This is a genomic window from Geodermatophilus sp. TF02-6 (genome assembly GCF_003319115.1).
Lineage (GTDB): Bacteria > Actinomycetota > Actinomycetes > Mycobacteriales > Geodermatophilaceae > Geodermatophilus.
The window spans coordinates 1-15,948 of sequence record NZ_QOHF01000006.1 but is presented as its reverse complement, the minus strand read 5'-3'; the positions used below and the strand labels follow the sequence as shown (position 1 = coordinate 15,948).

Here is a 15,948-nt window from a genome sequence, read left to right as displayed (position 1 = left end):
CTGATCATCCCGGAGCGCGGCCGGGGTCAGCCGGCGGGCTGGTCCCGCAACTCCCGGCGGAGGATCTTGCCGGTGACCGTCTTGGGCAGCTCGTCGATGAGCTCGATCTGTCTCGGGTACTTGTAGGCGGCCATGCGCTCCTTGCAGTGCGCGATGAGCTCCTCCGGCGTGACCTCGGCGCCTGCCTTGGTGCTGACGTAGGCCTTCACCGTCTCGCCGCGCTTCTCGTCCGGTACGCCGACGACCGCGGACTCGCGCACGGCCGGGTGCTCGGCGAGGACGTCCTCGACCTCCCGCGGCCAGACCTTGTACCCCGAGGCGTTGATCATGTCCTTCTTGCGGTCGACGATGAAGACCCAGCCCTCGGGGCTCATGAAGCCGACGTCGCCGCTCTTGAGCGCCCCACCGGGCAGGTTGGCGGCCGTCTCCTCCGGTTTGCCCCAGTAGCCGGCGACGACCTGCGGCCCGTCGGCGACGATCTCGCCGACCTCGCCCAGCGGCAGGTCCTTCCCGTCGTCGTCCTGGATGCGGACGACGGTGTTGGGCGCCGGCACCCCGACCGACAGTGCTCCCGAGGTCGGGTCGACCGGCGACGGCGAGCCGAACGGCGTCACGGTCATCGGCGAGGTGGTCTCGGTCAGGCCGTAGGCGTTGTGCACCTGCATGCCCGTGGCCTCGAGGAACGCCTTCTCGGCCGTCGGCGAGATCGCCGCACCCCCGGAGTACACGGAGGTGAACGAGGAGAAGTGGTCCCTGGTGAAGCCCGGCGCGCCGAGCAGGGCGTTGAACGCCGTGATGGCGCCGATGGTGAACGCCGGCCGGTGCTCGAGGAGGGCGTCGAGGACCACCTGCGGCTCGAACCGGTAGGCGAGGATCAGGGGAGCCGGGACGAGCAGGCTCACCGCGATGTGCCCGATGAGCCCGGTGATGTGGAACAGCGGGGCGATGCCGAAGATCGCGCCGTCCCGCCCCGCGCGCACCCAGTCCCGGTAGACCTGCGCGGTGAACACCACGTTCCGGTGGGTGTTCATCGCGCCCTTGGGGACGCCGGTCGTCCCCGAGGTGTAGGTCAGGAACGCGACGTCGTCGGGCGCCAGCTCGACCGGCGGTGGCACCTGCCCGCGGTGCTCCTCGATGAACTCCAGGAAGTCCACCGTGCCCTCGTACCGCTGACGGCGCACCCCGGCGAAGAGCCGCTCGTCGTCGCGGGTCTGGAACTCCAGCTCGCTGGTGGTGAGGACCAGGCGCACGTCGGTGTCGGGCAGGACCTCCCGCGCGACCTGGTCGTGGAGCGCCTCCAACGAGACCAGGACGGTCGCACCCGAGTCCTTCAGCAGGTAGGACAGCTCCCGCTGCCGGCTCATCGGGTTGATCGAGACCATGATGCCGCCGGCCTTCCAGGTCGCCACCATCGCGATGACGAACTGGGGGACGTTCTGCAGGTACACGGCGAGGCGGTCGCCGGCCGAGAAGCCGTTGGCGAGCAGCCCCGCGGCCAGCGCGTCGCTGAGCTCGTCGAGCTCCTGGCGGCGGATGATCCCGTCGAAGTACTCCAGGGCATCGCCGTCGGGGTCCCGCGCGACCCCGGCACGGAACACGTCGAGCGCGTTGGCGAACTCGATGTCGTAGTCGGCCGGCTGGCTCTCCTCGTAGAGGGCCAGCCACGGCCGGTCGGTGTAGGTCGTCACGGTCGGCTCACTTGATCGCCAGCGGGTTGACGGGGGCGCCGCTGGCCTCGCGGACCTTCAGCGGCGCGGCGGCGTAGAGGAAGGTGTACTGCCGGTCGGAGGCGCAGTCCTCGGCGAGCTCCTCCAGGTCGGCGATCTCGCTGAGGGTGACCCCCAGGTTGCGCATGAGCGCGCAGTGCAGCGGCAGCGCGGTGCCGTTGTTGGGGTCGTAGGTGACCTCGTTGGCGATGGTGTCGGTGGTCAGGTTGGGGATCTCCATCTCCTGGAACCAGCGCACCAGCTCGGGGCTGTAGACCAGGCCGGGCTCGTTGAAGCCCTCGAAGAACGCCTCGCCCTGGTCGAAGAACAGCTGCAGGAAGTTGGTGCGGATCAGCAGGACGTCGCGCTTCTCGATCTGCGTGCCCTGGGCCTCGGCGCAGGCCATGAGGTCCTCGTGGGTGAAGGTCTCGCCCTTGTCCAGGTACGGCTTGCCGCGGAAGCGGGCCACGTCGAGCAGGATGCCGCGGCCGACGATGCCCTTGCGGGCGATCGGCTCGACGCTGGCCTTGGCGAGGCCGCCGACCGTGGTGCGGGCGTCGTAGCCGTTCCAGATCTTGCCGTCGTACCAGACGTGGCCGAGCGCGTCGTACTGCGTGGACCCCTGCAGGAAGGCGTTGATCTTGTCGTCGGCGTAGTGCAGGCCGCCGGGGAACTGCGGGGCGTCCGGGGAGTCCCAGGAGGACTCGTCGAGGATCATCGTGCGCTCGGCCGGCGAGCGGCCGGGCCACACCGGGTCGCCCTTGGGGTCGCCGATCAGCCGCTGCAGGGTGAACACCTTGCCCTGCTTGACGTGCTGGATGCCGCGCATGACCTCCTCGGCGGTCAGGTAGTTCAGCGATCCCAGCTCGTCGTCCGGTCCCCACTTGCCCCAGTTGGTGGGGGCGTCGGCGAGGACCTCGGTCATGTCGGGGACCGCGGTGGGCGGGGTGGGGGCCTTCTCCTCGGCCTGCTCGGCGGCGTTGGTCATGGGGGAGGACCGTCCTCTCGGCGTCGAGGGGTGTCCGGCGGACCAGGACGGGCGCCGGGGTGTCCACCGTCACAGTCCACCGTCGGACCTGGCAAGCGGTCGCCGCGCAGCGCGCGACACCGTCGTCGCCACCGGGTCCGGGGAACCTGCCTGGTGCTCCCGAGACTCGTGAGTAAGGTGAGGCTGCCCTACGGCGCCGTCGCAGGGTCCTCCCGTGTCGCAGAGGGGGTCCCGCCATGGACCGTGCGTTCCTCGCCAGCTACCTGATCGGACTCCGCGAGGGGCTCGAGGCCACGCTCGTGGTCAGCATCCTAGTGGCCTACCTGGTGAAGTCCGGCCGCCGCCGCCAGCTGGTGCCGCTGTGGGCCGGTGTCGCCCTCGCCGTCGCGCTGTCGGTGCTGTTCGGGGCGCTGCTCACCTACACGGAGACGTCGCTGCTGGCCGACTCCCGGTCGCGCGAGCTGTTCGAGGCGATCACCTCGCTGCTGGCCGTCGTCCTGGTCACCTGGATGATCTTCTGGATGCGGCGCACCGCCCGCCGGCTCAAGGGTGAGCTCACCGGCCAGCTGGAGCACGCCCTCGGCCTGGGCGCCCTGGCCGTCGCCGGGGTCGCCCTTCTCTCCGTCGTCCGCGAGGGCCTGGAGACGGCGCTGCTGTTCTACGCCGCCGCGCAGGGCGCCACGACCACCGCGGCGCCGCTGATCGGGATCAGCGCGGGCGTGGTGAGCGCCGTCCTGCTCGGCGTCGGCCTCTACGCCGGCGCGATCCGGGTGAACCTGTCGACGTTCTTCACCGTCAGCGGCGTGCTGCTGATCTTCGTCGCCGCCGGCATCTTCAAGTACGGCGTCCACGACCTCCAGGAGGCCGGCGTCCTGCCCGGCCTGCACGATCTGGCGTTCGACGTCTCCGGCGTGCTCGACCCGAACAGCTGGTACGGCGCGGCGCTCGCCGGGATGTTCAACATCACCCCGGCCCCCACCGTCCTGGAGACGGTCGCCTGGGTCGCCTACGTCGTCCCCGTCCTCACCGCCTTCCTCTGGCCGGCCCGCCGGCCCGCCGCCACCCCGTCGTCCCCCGGCGCCGCCGTGCCGGGGACCCCCTCGAAGCCGGAGACCTCCTCGCATGTCCGTGCGTAGCCGTCACCTGCCCCACAGCCGTCGCCTGCCCTTTCTCGCCACCGGCCTGCTCGCGGCGGTGACCGTCACCGCCTGCGGCGGCGACTCCGGGCCCGGTGCCGCCTCCTCCGACGGCGCGGCCGCCGACAGCGTCACGGTGGCCGCCACCGACGACACCTGCGACGTCGCCGAGACCGAGCTGCCCGCGGGCACCCACTCGTTCCAGGTGACCAACACCGGCAGCGAGGTCACCGAGTTCTACGTCTACGCCGCGGGCGACCGGGTCATGGGCGAGGTGGAGAACATCGCCCCCGGGCTGACCCGCGAGCTGCTGGTGCAGCTGCCGGCCGGCGACTACCAGGCCACCTGCAAGCCGGGCATGGTCGGCGACGGCATCCGCTCGGCCCTGACCGTCACCGGCGAGGCGGTGCAGCTGTCGGAGGACCAGACCCTCGCCCAGGCCGGCACGGACTACCAGCGCTACGTGCAGAGCCAGACCGGTGCGCTGCTGGAGCAGACCACCGCCTTCGTGGACGCCGTCACGGCCGGGGACGTCGAGGGCGCCAAGGCCCTCTACCCGGTGGCCCGCACCTACTGGGAGCGGATCGAGCCGGTGGCCGAGAGCTTCGGCGACCTCGACCCGCTGATCGACGGGCGGGAGGGCGACCAGGAGCCGGGCCAGGACTTCACCGGCTACCACCGCATCGAGCAGGCGCTGTGGGTCGGCGGCACCACCGAGGGCATGGGCCCGTACGCCGACCAGCTGCTGACCAACGTGCAGCAGGTCGTCGACCGGGCCGACCAGGTCACCCTCGACCCGCTGCAGCTGGCGAACGGAGCCAAGGCGCTGCTCGACGAGATCGCCACCGGCAAGATCACCGGCGAGGAGGAGCGCTACTCGCACACCGACCTGTGGGACTTCGCCGCCAACCTCGAGGGCTCCGAGGCCGCCGTCCAGGCACTGCGCCCCTACCTCGAGGAGGCCGACCCGGAGCTGGTCGTCCAGATCGACGAGCGCTTCGCGGCCACGCAGGCCGAGCTGGAGCAGTACCGCTCCGGCGACGGCTGGGTGCTCTACGACCAGCTCACCCAGGAGCAGCTGCGCGGCCTGTCCGACCGCGTCACCGCGCTCACCGAGTCGGTCAGCCAGGTCGCCGCGGTCGTCGCCGACCGTTGACCAGCAGGGGAGTGGTCATGAGCGAACCGACGTCCCCCGGCCGGGGCCTGTCCCGGCGGCGGCTGTTCGGCCTGGCCGGCGCGGGCGCGGCGGGGGTGCTCGCCGCCGGCGCCGCCGGGGGCGCGATCGGCCGCGCCACGGCCGACGACGCGCCGGCGACCCCCGGACCGGCGCCCACCGACGCGGTGGCGTTCACCGGCGAGCACCAGGCCGGCATCGTCACCCCCGCGCAGGACCGGCTGCACTTCGTCGCCTTCGACGTCACCACCGACAGCCGCGACGACCTGGTCGAGCTGCTGCAGGCCTGGACGGCGGCGGCACGGCGGATGACCGCCGGGCAGGACGCCGGACCGGTCGGCGCGGTGGACGGCGGCCCGTACGCCCCGCCGGACGACACCGGCGAGGCGATCGGCCTGCCGCCGTCCGGGCTGACCCTGACCGTCGGCTTCGGCCCGACGCTGTTCACCACCGCCGACGGCACCGACCGCTTCGGCCTGGCCGCCCGCCGTCCGGCGCCGCTGGGAGAGCTGCCCTCCTTCCCCGGCGACCAGCTCGACTCGGCGATCAGCGGCGGCGACCTGTGCGTCCAGGCCTGCGCCAACGACCCGCAGGTCGCGGTGCACGCCGTCCGCAACCTGGTCCGGCTGGGCGCCGGCGTGGTGAGCGTCCGCTGGTCGCAGCTGGGCTTCGGCCGGACGTCGTCCACCACGACCGGGCAGGCCACCCCGCGCAACCTCTTCGGCTTCAAGGACGGCACCGACAACCTCAAGGCCGAGGCGGCCAACGCGCTGGACCAGTTCGTCTGGGTGGGCGACGACGACGCCGCCTCGCAGGGAGCCCCCTGGCTGGCCGGCGGCAGCTACCTGGTCACCCGGCGGATCCGGATGCTCATCGAGCCGTGGGACACCTCCTCGCTGCGCGAGCAGGAGCAGGTCGTCGGCCGCACCAAGGGCACCGGCGCCCCGCTGGGCCAGCGCGCCGAGTTCGACCCGGTCGACTTCACCGAGCAGGTGGACGGCGAGTTCGCCATCCCCGAGACGTCGCACGTGTTCCTCGCCCACCCCACCAACTCCGGGACGGCGATCCTGCGGCGCGGCTACAGCTTCGTCGACGGCTCCGACGGTCTCGGCCGGCTCGACGCCGGGCTGTTCTTCATCGCCTTCCAGAAGAACCCGGAGACCGGCTTCGTCCAGGTGCAGCGCAACCTGCGCCACGACGCGATGAACGAGTACATCCGGCACACCTCCTCGGCGGTCTTCGCCTGCCCGCCGGGGATCCGCGGCGACGACGACTGGTGGGGCCGGACCCTCTTCGCGTAGACCCGCACACCCCGCCCGGGGCCTGGGACCATGGACGGCGACCGGGGTCCCGGCCGTGCCGTGAGCGGACGGGCAAGGCCGGCGGGCGAGCGCCCGGGGCATGTGTAGCCACACCCGCCGCGGGACATCCACACCCCTCAGGGCACCGGCGCCCGGGGCCGAGGACCGACGGCCGGGTCGCAGCAGGCGAGGAGTGAGCCACCGTGGTGGAGCCGGGCAGGCGCAACCTGGGCGGGCGCTACGAGCTGTCCGAGTTGATCGCCGCCGGCGGCATGGGGCAGGTGTGGCGCGGCACCGACGTGCTGCTCGGCCGGCCGGTCGCGGTCAAGGTGCTGCGCAGCGAGTACACCGGCGACCCGACCTTCCGCGCCCGCTTCCGCGCCGAGGCCCAGCACGCCGCCGCGCTCTCCCACCCGAACATCGCGGCGGTCTTCGACTACGGCGAGACCGAGGCCACCGACGGTAGCGGGGAGACCCTCGCCTACCTGGTGATGGAGCTGGTCGAGGGCGAGCCGCTGTCGGCGCTGCTGCGGCGGGAGGGCCGGCTGGACCCGGCGACCACCCTGTCGCTGCTCGAGCAGGCCGCCGCGGCGCTGGCCGAGGCCCACCGCCTCGGGCTGGTGCACCGCGACGTCAAGCCCGGCAACATCCTGGTCCGCCCCGACGGCAGCGTGGAGATCACCGACTTCGGCATCGCCTGGTCGGCCGGCAGCGTGCCGCTCACCCGCACCGGCCACGTCATCGGTACCCCGCAGTACCTCGCCCCGGAGGTCGCCGAGGGCTCCCACGCGGGGCCGGCCAGCGACGTGTACGCCCTGGGCCTGGTCGGCTACGAGTGCCTGACCGGCTCCCCGGCCTTCGCCGGCGACAACCCCGTCACGGTCGCGCTCAAGCAGGTGCGCGAGGACCCGCCCCCGCTGCCCGACGAGCTGCCCCGGGGTGTGCGCACGCTGATCCGCCGGGCGCTGGTCAAGGACCCCGCGGCGCGGATCCCCGACGGCGCGGCGTTCGCGGCCGTGATCGACGACGTCCGCGCCGGCCGCCCGCTGGCCGAGCCGGCCCCCACGCTCACCGTCCCCGTCCGGCCGGGGCCGCCGGCCGGCGAACCCCCGGCTCCGCGGGTCAGCAGCCCACCGGCGCCGCGACGGCGCGGCCTGGCCGCCGTCCTCGTGCCGCTGGCGACGCTGCTGCTCGGGGCCGGTGCCGCCGCAGGCGTGTTCGCGGCCGTCTCCGGCGACCCCGAGAGCCCGACCGTGGTCGCCGCCCGGACCGACGACGCGGGAATCGTGCTGACGGCCGAGGACTACGTCGGCCGGCCGGTCGACGAGGTGGCGCTCTCGCTGTCCGCGCTCGGGCTGGTCGTGCAGCGCCAGGAGCAGGTCATCCCCGACGCGGTACCGGGCCTGGTCACCGGCGTCGACCCGGTCGGGGCCCGGCTGGCCGCCGGCGACCCGGTGCAGGTGGCGTTCGCCGTGGCTCCTCCGGCCTCCTCGACGCCGGGCCGTGCTGCGGCGACGGCCACCGGCGACTCCGGGCGGGCTGCCTCCACCACCCGGCCGCAGCCGCAGCAGGAGGCGCGGACGACGACGCCGGCGCCGACCGCGGCGCCCTCGACGTCCGCGGTGGCACCGGCTCCTCCCCCGCCGTCCGTTCCGCCGACGCCGACCGCGCCGGCGACCACGCAGGCGTCCCCGACGACGTCCGAGCCGAGCCCGACGTCCGAGCCGGAGGCGACCACCGGGTCCCCGACCGGTACGCCGCCGATCCCCGTGCCGTCGGTCCCGGTGCCGTCGGGGCCGGCGGGGGAGGAGCCCCATCCGCCGGCGGACGGCGACCGGGGCTGGGACCGGGGCTGAGCCGCTCCCCGGACGGCGCGGGCGTGCGGGAGCGGGGTGCCTGGCGCTCCCCGTGGTGGCACCCTGGGAGCTGCTGGGACGACCGCCGACAGGGGGAGCGGGTGGCGCAGGTGGTCGATCGGGGGAGCCGTACGCTCGCCGGCCGTTACGCACTGCACTGCCTCATCGCCACCGGCGGCATGGGGCAGGTCTGGCGCGGCACCGACGTGCTGCTCGGCCGCCCGGTCGCGGTCAAGGTGCTGCGCAGCGAGTTCACCGGTGACCCGACCTTCCGCGCCCGCTTCCGCGCCGAGGCCCAGCACACCGCGCGGCTGGTGCACCCGAACATCGCCGACCTGCACGACTACGGCGAGGTCGTCGCCGACGACGGCAGCGGGGAGACCCTCGCCTACCTGGTGATGGAGCTGGTCGAGGGCGAGCCGCTGTCGGCGCTGCTGGCGCGCGAGGGCCGGCTGGACCCGGACCGGACGCTCGCCGTCGTCGGCCAGACCGCCGCCGCGCTGGCCGTGGCGCACGCCGCCGGGGTGGTGCACCGCGACGTCAAGCCCGGCAACATCCTGGTCCGCCCCGACGGGGTCGTGAAGATCACCGACTTCGGCATCGCCTGGTCGGCCTCCAGCGTGCCGCTCACCCGCACCGGCCAGGTGGTGGGCACCGCGCACTACCTGTCGCCGGAGCAGGCCGCGGGGCAGAAGGCCGGTCCGGCCAGCGACGTGTACGCGTTGGGCGTGATCGGCTACGAGTGCCTGACCGGCCGGCGGGCGTTCGACGGCGAGGGCCCGGTGCAGATCGCCCTCGCCCAGATCCGCGACGAGCCCGACCCGCTGCCCGACGACGTCCCCGGCCCGGTGCGGACCCTCGTGGCCCGGACCATGGTCAAGGACCCCGCGCAGCGCTTCGCCGACGGCGCGGCCGTGCGGGCCGCCGTGGACGACGTCCGTGCCGGGCGCCCCCTGCCGCCGCTCCCGCCACCCACGGCGCTCCTGCCCGCCGGCGCGCTCCGGCCCGGGGCCCGCCGCCGGCTGCTGGTGCCGCTGGCCGCCCTGCTGGCCGGGGCCGGCATCGCGGTCGCCGCCCTGCAGCTCACCGGCAACACGGGCGGGCAGACGCCGGTGGCCGTGGCCGAGACCGGCACGCCGACGCAGCCGACGGCCGCTCCCGTGCTGGTCACCGCCGCGGACCACATCGGCCGCCCGGTCGACGAAGTCGAGTCCGCGCTGGCCGCGCTCGGCCTGCGGGTGCAGCGGGTGACCGAGGAGCGGTCCGACGTCCTCGCCGGGCAGGTCACCGGCCTGGGGCCGGTCGGCGCGCTCGCTCCCGGCGACCTCGTGACGCTCACCGTCGCGGTGGCCCCGGCCACTCCGGTCACTCCGGAGCCGGCCGCCCCCGAGACCCCCGCGGCGCCGTCGTGGGTCCCGCCGCAGGTGACCGTCGAGGTCCCGTGGGGCCGGGTCGAGGTCGGCGCCGGGGTGAGCGGGGCCGTCCCCCCGTGGGTCGGGCGCAGCACCGGCATCGGTTCGGGGACCGCGGGCGACGACGTCGAGAACGGGAACGGCCGGGAGAACGGCCGCGGCTGACTCCGCGGCCGGCCGCGGCGCCGGTCGGCCGCGGCGGGTGCCGGCCGGGCTCCGCCGTCGGCGGGCGCCGGTCAGGCGCGACGGGCCGGGGCGACCCACAGCGCGGCGCCCAGGGCGGCCAGCGCGGCGGTGAGGACGAACCCGCGGTCGCTGTCGACCCGCGGCAGCACGACGAGCACCCAGAAGACCGCCAGGCCGGTCAGCCCGCCGGCGGCGACCCGCCAGGTGGCGTCCGGGCGCAGCCGGGCGGCGGGGAGGAACCGGCCGGCGGACGGCAGCAGCCCGAGCAGGGCGGTGAGGGTGGCGAACGCCGACCACAGCGGCACCGTCACCCACAGGGCGTCGTCCCCGGAGGACAGCGCCAGGCCCAGCTGGAGCAGGACCAGGCAGAGGACGGCCAGGCCGGTGCCGAGCAGCGCCGCCCGCTCCTGCGGGGTGCGCCGGGTCCGTGTCCGGCGCGGCGTGGCCGCGGCCGATGGGGTCACCGTGCGCTTGGGGCCCTCGGTGCGCTTGGGGGTCCCGGTGCGTTTGGGGGTCCCGGTGCGCTGGGGAGCCTCCGCGGACGCCGGGGCCGTCGTGGGGCTCGGGGCCGTCGTGGGGCTCGGAGCCTCCGGAGGCCTCGGGCTCTCCGGAGACCTCGGGGTCTCCGTGGGGTACGCGGCCTGCGCGGGTCTCGGGGCGGCTGCCGGGGGCGGTGGCGGGGTGCCCGGGCCGGACAGGCCGGGGACGAAGTCCACCGGGCCGGTCGGCGCGACCCCGTCCGCGGCGGGCCCGGTCCCGGGCAGCTGCCGGGTGCCGGCCGCAGTGGCTCCGGCGGCCGCGATCCGGACGCCCGGGGTGCCGGGGTCGACCTCGTCCTGCGGTGCGGGCGGCTGGGGGCTGGTGGTCTGCTGCGTCACGGTTTCCTCCTCGCCCGACGGACCGGTCCGTCTCCGGCACGCTATCGGCGGGCTGCTCGCGGGCCCGGCAGGAAACGCGGAGGAGCGGTCGGCTCACTAGGGTCGGCCGGGTGGCCGTGCGCGCAGGGATCGTCGTCACCGGGACCGAGGTGCTCACCGGCCGGGTGACCGACCGCAACGGTCCCTGGGTGGCCGAGCAGCTGCGGCGGTCCGGGGTGGACGTCGGCAGCGTCGTGGTGGTGGGCGACCGGCCCGACGACCTGCGGGCCGCGCTGCGGTTCCTGGCCGGCGAGGACGTCGTCGTCACCACCGGCGGGCTCGGTCCCACCGCCGACGACCTGACCGCGGAGACCGTGGGCGAGGTGCAAGGCCGGCCGTCGTCGGTCGACCCGGCGCTGGAGCGCGAGATCGCCGCGATCGTCGAGGGACTCATGGACGGCCGGGGCTGGCGCGCCGACCCGGAGGCCACCGCCGCCGGCGTCCGCAAGCAGGCGATGGTGCCGGCGGGTGCCACGGTGCTGCCGCCGGTCGGGACCGCACCCGGTCTCGTCGTCCCCCCGGCGGAAGGGCGCGGCGGGCCGGTCGTGCTGGTGCTCCCCGGCCCGCCGGCGGAGCTGCAGGGCATGTGGCCGGCCGCGCTCGCCGCCGAGCCGGTGCAGCGGGCGCTGGCCGGGCGGGCCGAGCTCCGGCAGGAGACGGTTCGGCTGTGGGGGACGCTGGAGTCGCAGCTGGCCGCGACGCTGCGGGAGCACGAGTTCCCCGGCCTGGAGATCACCACCTGCCTGCGCGACGGCGAGCTGGAGATCGTCAGCCGTTTCGGTCCCGCGGCGCAGCCGGTCTACGACGAGCTGGTCGGCGTCCTGCGCCAGGCGCACGGCGCGCAGCTGTTCTCCACCGGCCCCACCATCGACGACCTGGTCGCGGAGGCGTTCGCCTCGCGGCGGCTGACGATCGCGACCGCGGAGTCCTGCACCGGCGGGCTGCTGGTGGCCCGGCTGACCGAGCGGGCCGGGTCGTCGGCCTGGGTGCTCGGCGGGGTGGCCTCGTACGCGAACTCGGCCAAGGAGGCGTTGGCCGGCGTCCCCGCGGACGTGCTGGCCGAGCACGGCGCGGTGAGCACCCCGGTCGCCGCGGCGCTGGCCGAGGGGGCGCGGGAGCGGTTCGGCGCCGACGTGGGCGTCGGCATCACCGGCATCGCCGGACCCGGGGGCGGGACGCCGGACAAGCCGGTCGGCACCGTCCACCTGTGCGCGGTCGGCCCGGACGGGCGCCAGCCGCGCTCGGTGGTGCTGCCCGGCTCGCGGTCGGCGGTGCGGCACCGGTCGGTGACCTTGGCGATGCACATGCTGCGGCAGCTGCTGCTCGGTGGGCCCCCGGCCTGACGGCCGTCGCCCACCTCGCGTCGATCATCGGCATCCGGTCGTGCCCCACCGCCGCGTGTCGAGCAGCCGGCTGCCGATGATCGACTTCGCCAGCAAGGGGTGGGAGGCGCGCCGCCGCTCGGCCCGGGGCGCCCTTCGAGGTGGACGGTGTCGACGAGGCCGCCCGGCAGTGGCCGTGGACGGTGCACGCCGGGCCGCCGCGGGTCCGGCTGCCGCACCGGGTGGGTGACGGTCCGGACGGCGGCAGCACGTTGCGCCCCCGCAGGCCTGCGCCGCTCGTGCTCGGGTACGCCCCGCTGGCGCGGCTGGCACTCGGCTGCCTGGTCCGCCCCTCGGTTCGGGCCTCACATGTCGCGGTAGCGCACGGCTGCGTCCAGCTTCTCCGTCAACAGGTCCGCGGTGGCCTGGTGTGCGGGGCCGGGGAACTCCGTGCCCGGAACCGTGTAGGGGGTGACGTACGCCGCGGTGTCGCGCTGGTACCGCCAGCCCTCCGAGAGCGGGCCGACGTCGTAGGTGTCGTACCCGATCGAGTCGAGGAACTCCGCCACCGTCCGCTTGGCAGCCTCGTCATCGCCGGCGATCGGGAGCACGGAACGCTCCGGGTCGCCCGCCGGGCGCGCCAGGCTGGCGAGGTGGCCGAAGTAGATGTTGTTGAACGCCTTCACCACGTGCGACTCCGGCAGGTGGGCCTGGAGCAGCTCGCTGGTCGTCGTCGACTCGGCGTCGAGCTCGGCGATGTGCCCGTCGCGCTGCGGGTAGTAGTTCTCGGTGTCGATGACCACCTTGCCGCGCAGCGGCTCGACCGGCACCTCCCGGTAGGCCTTCAGCGGGATCGTCACCACGACGATGTCGCCGGCCGCGGCGGCCTCGGCCGCGGTGGCCGCTCGTGCGTGCGGTCCGAGCTGGTCCACGAGCTCACCGAGGGTCTCGGGTCCACGACTGTTGCTGAGCACCACGTCGTGGCCGGCGTCGACCGCCAGCCGGGCGACGGTGCTGCCGATGTTGCCGCTGCCGATGAGCCCGATGGTCGTCATGTGAGCCGCAACACCGGACCAGGAGAGGCATTCCCGGCCGGTGGTGCGCCGGTGGGTGAACGGTGGTGCGAGCGCCGCTGAAGCTCTGGGTGCACGGCCAGGCGATGGTTGCCGTGGGCTGTCGGGAGCGTGACGTCAAGTCCTCTCGCTGATCTGTGTGCAGGCTGTTGAGCTGCGGGTTCACGGTGTAGGGCAGCCTTCTCCGCAGTAGACTCAGAACACTCGTTCGAGGTGTGGGAGGTGTCGTGGGCGAGCTGTCGTCGGGGCTGGACGCCCTGGTCACCGATGACCTGCACGCGCTCGGCGACGGCGAGCTGCTGGAGCGCACCGCGGAGCTGGTGCGACTGCGCAACCGGATCGACGCCGAGCTGGCCCGCACCGTCCGCGCCGCCGACACCCGCCAGTCCTGCGAGCACGACGGGCTCAAGACCATGCCGTCCTGGCTGCGCGGGCACGCCCACCTGTCCCCGGCTGAGGCCGGGCGGGTGGTCCGCGCCGGGCGGGCGATCGAGCACCTGCCGGCCCTGGCCGCGGCGTTCGCCGCCGGGGCGGTGACCGCCGACCAGGTCGCGGTGGTCGCGCCGGTGGTCACGCCGGAGAACCTCGAGCGCGCCGCCGGGCAGCAGGTGGAGCTGGCCGAGGTCGACGCGGCGCTCACCACCGTGGCCGCCACCCAGCTGTACCGGACCCTGGGCCAGGCGGTGCACCACTACCTGGCCGGGCTCGACCCCGACGGGCCCGAGCCCGACCCGACCGAGGGCCGGCGGCTGACCATCGCCAAGCACGCGGACGGCTCGATCAGCTTCCGCGGTGATCTGGACGCCGTCGGCGGAGAGAAGCTGCAAGCCGCGCTGGAGTCGCTGGTGCAGGCCGGCCGCTGCGCCGGGGATGAGCGCACCCGGTCCCAGCAGCAGGGCGACGCGCTGGTGCAGCTGGGCGATCTGGCCCTGGCCGCCGGCACCCTGCCCATCCTGCGCGGGCACAAGCCGCAGGTGATCGTCACGATCGGCATCGAGGACCTGGCCGACCCGAACGTCGGCTCCGGCGCCGGCGAGATGGGATTCGGTGCGGTGATCTCCGCCGCCCGGGCGCGGTGGCTGGCCTCCGACGGGCAGGTCACCCGCATCGTCATGGGCCCCGAGGGGATGCCGCTGGACCACGGCCGCAGCATGCGGCTGTTCCCGCCGCACGTCCGGCGCGCGGCGGAGGTGCGCGACGGTGGGTGCGTGTTCACCGGCTGCGGGGCGCCGACCTGGTGGTGCGACGTGCACCATCTGCTGGAGTGGGCCCTGGGTGGGGAGACCGACCTGGACAACGCCGCGCTGCTGTGCGAGCGGCACCACACGAAAGTGCACCACGGGTTCCGGGTGGAGCGACAACCCGACGGGCGATGGCGTACCTGGCGGCCGGATGGCACCGAGATCCGCAGCGGACCCGAGCACCTCGCCGCAGCCTGACACCGCACAGGCAGCATCACCCGTTCCACGTGGAACCGGGGAACCGGCGGAGCGACGGCCGGGCAGCTGCCTGCAGTCCGTGCTCGTGCGGACCAGTCGAGGCAGTGTTACCTGCCCGGTTACCTGCCCGGACGGGCAGCCCCGTCGGTCACGGGCTGCTCCCTGGACCATCGCCCTCGGTGCATCCCCCGGGACGGCGTCCGACGACTGGCTCGAGCGGCACGCGAGCCCGACCACTCTCGTGCGCGGTGGCCTGGCGCGGGAGACCCTCACCCACCTCGTCCTCACCGTCACCACCACCGCCTGGGTGGCCATGGTGATCGGGTTCGGCGCGCGCCTCCGTGTGGGGCACGACGCCACAGAGCGCGTGGGGGCGCGGTGCCCACCGAGGTGCAGGGTCGGTCGGCAGCCGCTGCGCCATGGGGTGTTGCGGAGGTCGGAGGACTGGCAGCCGCGAGAGGCCTGGTGACGACCGATGAGTACGCGGGCCGGGTGGGGTCCATGAGGTGATGAACGCCCTACCTGCCCTCTCCCGCGCCGCCGTCGACGAGGCGGTCTCCACCGAACGGCGCCGCCTCGCCGACTCCGTCGCCGACCTCACCGACGAGCAGTGGGCGACGCCGTCGCTGTGCGCCGCCTGGACGGTGCGCGACGTCATCGCCCACCTCACGGTCACGACCAGGTTGACCGTGCCGCGGCTGCTGCGGGCGGCGGTGCGGGCGCGCGGCAGCTTCGACCGGATGGAAGTCGCTCTCGCGGCGCAACGGGCGGCGGCGTACACCACCGCCGAGTTGGTCGCGCAGCTGCGCGAGAGCGCCGACTCCACGCGGAGGTTCCCCGGCAGCACCCCGGTGGATCCGCTCATGGACCTGGTTGTCCACGGTCAGGACGTCGCCCGGCCCCTGGGCCGGCGCTACGTCTCGCCGCCGGAGGTGGTGGCGGCCTGCCTCGCCTACGTCGCCAGGAACAGGTTCATGGGCGGGCCGCGGCGGCTGTCGGGGGTGCGGCTGGTCTCGACCGACACCGGGTGGACCCTCGGCGACGGCGCCGAGTTGCGCGGGCCCGACGTCGACCTGCTGCTGGTGGCGGCGGGACGACGCGCCGGCCTGGATGCGCTCGCCGGGCCCGGGACCGCGGTCGTGGCCGAGCGCCTGGGTTGAGCGGCCGACCCGTCACCCGCGGCGGGCTCGCGGGAACGGGCGTCGGGCTCGGCGCGGGCCGGGGACGGCAGGTGGTCGCGGTGTCGGGTTCCTGGGAGCGGGGGCCGGAGGCTCCCCGAGCAGGAACGGGTGTGGAGGGCTCGGCGCGGGTCGGGGACGGCAGGTGGTCGCGGTGTCGGGTTCCTGGGAGCGGGGGCCGGAGGCTCCCCGAGCAGGAACGGGTGTGGAGGGCTCGGCGCGGGTCGGGGACGGCAGGTGGTCGCGGTGTCGGGTTCCTG

The 15,948-nt window shown here is 74.8% G+C and carries 11 protein-coding genes and 1 pseudogene; 8 read left to right on the top strand and 4 right to left on the bottom strand.

The annotated features are described in order from the left end of the window. Positions 1 to 26 precede the first annotated feature (26 nt). Positions 27 to 1,688 (bottom strand): AMP-binding protein, encoded by a 1,662-nt coding sequence (locus DQ238_RS07140; protein ID WP_113780611.1) that lies wholly within the window; start codon positions 1,686 to 1,688, stop codon positions 27 to 29. A 7-nt stretch (positions 1,689 to 1,695) separates the two neighbouring features. Then, complete coding sequence (locus tag DQ238_RS07135; protein WP_113780610.1) at positions 1,696 to 2,694, bottom strand: cyclase family protein; 999 nt, start codon at positions 2,692 to 2,694, stop codon at positions 1,696 to 1,698. 236 nt (positions 2,695 to 2,930) lie between these two features. On the opposite strand from DQ238_RS07135, the gene efeU reads away from it, so the two are divergent. From efeU to DQ238_RS07110, 5 genes are all read left to right on the top strand, one after another. Further along, on the top strand, positions 2,931 to 3,830 hold the full coding sequence (gene efeU / locus DQ238_RS07130) for an iron uptake transporter permease EfeU (RefSeq protein ID WP_113780609.1): 900 nt from the start codon (positions 2,931 to 2,933) through the stop codon (positions 3,828 to 3,830). Continuing rightward, complete coding sequence (gene efeO / locus DQ238_RS07125) at positions 3,817 to 4,986, top strand: iron uptake system protein EfeO (protein ID WP_113780608.1); 1,170 nt, start codon at positions 3,817 to 3,819, stop codon at positions 4,984 to 4,986. The genes efeU and efeO overlap by 14 nt, the downstream gene beginning before the upstream one ends. 17 nt (positions 4,987 to 5,003) lie before the next feature. Then, complete coding sequence (efeB, locus tag DQ238_RS07120) at positions 5,004 to 6,305, top strand: iron uptake transporter deferrochelatase/peroxidase subunit (protein ID WP_113780607.1); 1,302 nt, start codon at positions 5,004 to 5,006, stop codon at positions 6,303 to 6,305. A 203-nt stretch (positions 6,306 to 6,508) separates the two neighbouring features. Next, complete coding sequence (locus DQ238_RS07115) at positions 6,509 to 8,161, top strand: serine/threonine protein kinase (RefSeq protein WP_113780606.1); 1,653 nt, start codon at positions 6,509 to 6,511, stop codon at positions 8,159 to 8,161. A gap of 101 nt (positions 8,162 to 8,262) precedes the next feature. Then, entirely contained in the window at positions 8,263 to 9,738 is a 1,476-nt protein-coding gene (locus DQ238_RS07110) for a serine/threonine-protein kinase (RefSeq protein WP_233495784.1), read from the top strand. A 71-nt stretch (positions 9,739 to 9,809) separates the two neighbouring features. On the opposite strand, the gene DQ238_RS07105 is transcribed toward DQ238_RS07110, so the two are convergent. Continuing rightward, entirely contained in the window at positions 9,810 to 10,637 is an 828-nt protein-coding gene (locus tag DQ238_RS07105; protein ID WP_113780605.1) for a hypothetical protein, read from the bottom strand. 110 nt (positions 10,638 to 10,747) lie between these two features. On the opposite strand from DQ238_RS07105, the gene DQ238_RS07100 reads away from it, so the two are divergent. Continuing rightward, positions 10,748 to 12,019, top strand: coding sequence for a competence/damage-inducible protein A (locus DQ238_RS07100; protein ID WP_113780604.1), 1,272 nt, complete (start codon positions 10,748 to 10,750; stop codon positions 12,017 to 12,019). 344 nt (positions 12,020 to 12,363) lie between these two features. On the opposite strand, the pseudogene DQ238_RS07095 reads toward DQ238_RS07100, so the two are convergent. After that, positions 12,364 to 13,059 (bottom strand): annotated as a pseudogene (locus tag DQ238_RS07095) (NADPH-dependent F420 reductase); the annotation flags it as partial. Between the two features lie 239 nt (positions 13,060 to 13,298). Between DQ238_RS07095 and DQ238_RS07090 the strand changes: the two are divergent. Both DQ238_RS07090 and DQ238_RS07080 read left to right on the top strand, forming a co-directional pair. Further along, positions 13,299 to 14,510, top strand: coding sequence for an HNH endonuclease signature motif containing protein (locus DQ238_RS07090; RefSeq protein WP_113780602.1), 1,212 nt, complete (start codon positions 13,299 to 13,301; stop codon positions 14,508 to 14,510). A gap of 509 nt (positions 14,511 to 15,019) precedes the next feature. Beyond that, positions 15,020 to 15,670 carry a maleylpyruvate isomerase family mycothiol-dependent enzyme gene (locus tag DQ238_RS07080; protein ID WP_113780600.1) on the top strand — a complete coding sequence of 217 codons (651 nt, stop codon included), beginning with the start codon at positions 15,020 to 15,022 and terminating at the stop codon, positions 15,668 to 15,670. Positions 15,671 to 15,948 lie beyond the last annotated feature (278 nt).

What these genes read in the sequence shown, in the direction of transcription:
- DQ238_RS07135 (WP_113780610.1), bottom strand. Translation starts at nt 2,694, where the DNA reads ATGACCAACGCCGCCGAGCAGGCCGAGGAGAAGGCCCCCACCCCGCCC.
- efeU (WP_113780609.1), top strand. Translation starts at nt 2,931, where the DNA reads ATGGACCGTGCGTTCCTCGCCAGCTACCTGATCGGACTCCGCGAGGGG.
- efeO (WP_113780608.1), top strand. Translation starts at nt 3,817, where the DNA reads ATGTCCGTGCGTAGCCGTCACCTGCCCCACAGCCGTCGCCTGCCCTTT.
- efeB (WP_113780607.1), top strand. Translation starts at nt 5,004, where the DNA reads ATGAGCGAACCGACGTCCCCCGGCCGGGGCCTGTCCCGGCGGCGGCTG.
- DQ238_RS07080 (WP_113780600.1), top strand. Translation starts at nt 15,020, where the DNA reads ATGAACGCCCTACCTGCCCTCTCCCGCGCCGCCGTCGACGAGGCGGTC.